The sequence below is a fragment of the Pseudomonas sp. KK4 genome (assembly GCF_001984065.1).
In the GTDB taxonomy this organism is placed as follows: domain Bacteria; phylum Pseudomonadota; class Gammaproteobacteria; order Pseudomonadales; family Pseudomonadaceae; genus Aquipseudomonas.
On the sequence record NZ_LYVP01000223.1, the window covers coordinates 1 to 3,474 of the forward strand.

At 63.6% G+C, this 3,474-nt stretch carries 3 protein-coding genes; all 3 read right to left on the reverse strand.

The annotated features are described in order from the left end of the window. Positions 1–78: 78 nt before the first annotated feature. Complete coding sequence (locus tag B0W55_RS29075) at positions 79–1,437, reverse strand: 8-oxoguanine deaminase (protein WP_077049343.1); 1,359 nt, start codon at positions 1,435–1,437, stop codon at positions 79–81. Between the two features lie 195 nt (positions 1,438–1,632). Next, a complete protein-coding gene (locus tag B0W55_RS29080) occupies positions 1,633–2,319 on the reverse strand; it encodes an SDR family oxidoreductase (RefSeq protein ID WP_077049344.1) in 687 nt (228 codons plus the stop codon). Between the two features lie 177 nt (positions 2,320–2,496). Next, a complete protein-coding gene (locus B0W55_RS29085) occupies positions 2,497–3,423 on the reverse strand; it encodes an ABC transporter permease (RefSeq protein ID WP_077049345.1) in 927 nt (308 codons plus the stop codon). Between the last annotated feature and the right edge of the window lie 51 nt (positions 3,424–3,474).

Here is a 3,474-nt window from a genome sequence, read left to right on the forward strand (position 1 = left end):
CACCAAGGTTGAATGACACACCGCATTCGCGAGCAAGTCGAATCGTCGCACCGCCGCTCCCACAGGGGGAGTGGTGGATCAGGTACCCGCGATCAACTGCCGGGCCGCCTGGGTGTGATCCGCGATCAATCCCTTCAGATCCAGCCCTTCCACCTGCCCATCGATCACTCGCCACTGGCCGCCGACCATCACCCGGTCCGCGCGGTCGGCGCCGCACAGCAGCAGCGCCGACACCGGATCGTGGCTGCCGGAGAAGCGCAGTTCATCGAGCTTGAACAGCGCCAGGTCCGCCTGTTTGCCCACGGCGATTTCACCGATGTCGCTGCGGCCGAGCAACTGCGCCGACCCCTTGGTGGCCCAGCCCAGCACCCGTTCCGGAGTGATTTTCTCGGCGCCGTAGCGCAGGCGCTGGATATACAGCGCCTGCCGCGCTTCGAGGATCATGTTCGAGGCATCGTTGGAGGCCGAGCCATCCACGCCAAGGCCCAGCGGTGCACCGGCATCGGTCAGTTCGATGCTCGGGCAGATACCGGACGCCAGGCGCATGTTGGAGCTTGGGCAATGGCAGATGCCGGTGCCGGCGGCGCCGAGGCGGGTGATTTCGTCCGGGTTGAAGTGGATGCCGTGGGCCAGCCAGGTCCGTGGGCCGAGCCAGCCGACGCTGTCCAGATAGTCCACGGTGCGCAGGCCAAAGCGCTGCAGGCAGAAGTCTTCCTCGTCGAGGGTTTCGGCCAAATGCGTGTGCAGGCGCACATCGAGCTTGTTGGCCAGTTCGGCGCTGGCCGACATGATTTCCGGCGTTACCGAGAACGGCGAGCAGGGTGCCAGGGCGATCTGGATTTGCGCGCCGTCACCGCGTTCGTGGTACTCGGCGATCAGGCGCTGACTGTCATCGAGGATCACCTGGCCTTCCTGCACGGTTTGCTGTGGCGGCAGGCCGCCGTCCTTCTCGCCCAGGCTCATGGAGCCACGGGTCAACATGGCGCGCATGCCCAGTTCGCGCACGCTCTGGACTTGCACGTCGATGGCGTTTTCCAGGCCTTCGGGAAACAGGTAATGGTGGTCAGCCGCCGTGGTGCAACCGGACAGCAGCAGCTCGGCCAAGGCGACCTTGCTGGCGAGGGCGAGTTTTTCCGGGGTGAGTCGGGCCCAGACCGGGTACAGGGTTTTCAGCCAGGGGAACAGCGGCTGGTTGACCACCGGCGCCCAGGCGCGGGTCAGGGTTTGATAGAAGTGGTGATGGGTGTTGATCAGGCCCGGCAGGATCACGTGTTCGCGGGCGTCGAAGACGTCATTGCACGGTGCGGACGGCTGCTGGCCAAGGCCGAGCACTTCGACGATCACGCCGTCTTGCAGCACCAGGCCGCCACGGGCATCGAGACCGTTGGCCGTGAAAATGGCGAGAGGGTTTTTTAACCAGGTACGGGTCGCAGGCATGTTGCCGGCTCCTCTGAAAGTGGGGTTCAGGGTTGCCAGCTCAGTGTTGCCCTGTCTGCTGATCCAGGGTCGCCGGGGAGGCGAGGTGCGAAGTGTCGATCAAAAGCGATCTACGGGCAAGCCTCGACCGACAGGACAACACAAATCCCTTGTCGAATCGTCGCACCGCTGCTCCCACATGTACGATCCGTGTTGTTACCAGGGAATGGTTTCGCCTCGGTAATTCACGAAATGATGCCCACCCTTGCCGACATAGGCATTCACTTGATCCACCAACCCACGGGTGCTGGTCTGCACATCGATATCGGCGCCTTCACCGCCCATGTCGGTTTTCACCCAGCCCGGGTGCAGCGACAGCACGGTGAGTTTCTGCTCGCCCAGCTGTGTGACGAAGCTGTTGGTCATGGAGTTCAGCGCGGCTTTGCTGGCCTTGTACAGCGCCAGCTCCGGCGCGTCGGGCATGGTCACGCTGCCCAGCACCGAACTCATGAACGCCAGCACGCCGGTGTCTGGACGAATCTGACCGACGAAGCGCTGGGCCAGGTTGATCGGCGCCACGGCGTTGGTGAAAAACAACTGACCGACTTCGGCCAGCGTCGCACCGCCCGGTGTCTGCACGTCCGGCCCCTTGACCCCGGCATTGACGAACAACAGGTCGAACACTTCGCCCTTGAGTTGCTGGCTCAGGGCGTTCACCGCTTGTTGATCGTCGATGTCGAGCTTCTCGATCCGTACCTTGCCCAGAGCCTGCAAGGCTTGGGCGTTTTGTGGATCGCGCACGGTGGCGGTGACATGCCAGCCGTCGGCCAGCAGGGTTTTCACCAGCCCCAGGCCCAGCCCCCGGGAGGCGCCGATGATGAGTGCAGTTTTTGCCTTGGACATGAGTGGCTTCCTGAATGAGGATCATGAGTGTGGGCCTATGCTGCAATGCCTGGTGCACGGCGTCGAGTGCATTGTTGTCCGGGCGGCCGCCTTCGCGGGCAAGCCTCGCTCCTACAGGTTTTGTCTCGGATACCTGTGGGAGCTGGCCTGCCAGCCAAGAGGCCCTGAAGGCATACGCTAGTGCCCAGCCTGCCACGGCTGCCCCAACGACACTGGCGCATACAACCGGGTCCGCACCGCATCGCGCGACAACAGCACCAACACCACAATCGTCGCCACGTACGGCAACATCGCCAGCAAACTCGATGGAATGGCCAACCCCAAACCCTGTGCCACCAGATGCAGAATGCTGGCAAGCCCGAACAGGTAGGCCCCGAGCAGCAAACGCCACACCCGCCAACTGGCGAACACCACCAGCGCCAGGGCAATCCAGCCGCGACCGGCGCTCATGTTCTCCGCCCACATCGGCGTGTAGGCCAGTGACAGATAAGCCCCGGCCAACCCCGCCATCGCCCCGCCGAACAATACCGCCAAGGCTCGAATGCCCAACACCGGCAGGCCCATGGCGCTGGCCGCGTCCGGGTTTTCCCCGACCGCCTGAATGATCAGACCCACGCGGCTTTTCAGAATCACCCAGGCCACCAGCGCAAAGAGCACGAATGACCCGTACACCAGCACATCCTGAGCAAACAGCATTCGGCCGATCAGCGGAATGTCGCTCAGATACGGAATCGCCAGCGGCTCGAAACCCGCCAACGGCTTGCCGACCCACGCCGCGCCGACAAAGGACGACAGGCCCACACCGAAAATCGTCAACGCCAGCCCGGTGGCCACCTGATTGGCGTTGAACACCAGCGCCACCACCGCAAACAGTGACGACAGCAGCATCCCGGCGAGCATCGCCAGCAGCACGCCGAGCCACAGGTTGCCGGTGCTGAAGGCAACGATGAAACCGATCACCGCGCCAAACAGCATCATCCCTTCCTGGCCCAGATTGAGTACGCCGCTCTTCTCACAGATCAGCTCACCCAAGGCCACCAGCAGCAACGGCGTGCCGCAGCGGACCATGGCGTAGAACAGGTTACTCAGCAGATCGATATCCATCACAGTGCTCCTGCTTGCATGGCGGTGGCGGGGGCGCGGCGGGGCCAGCGC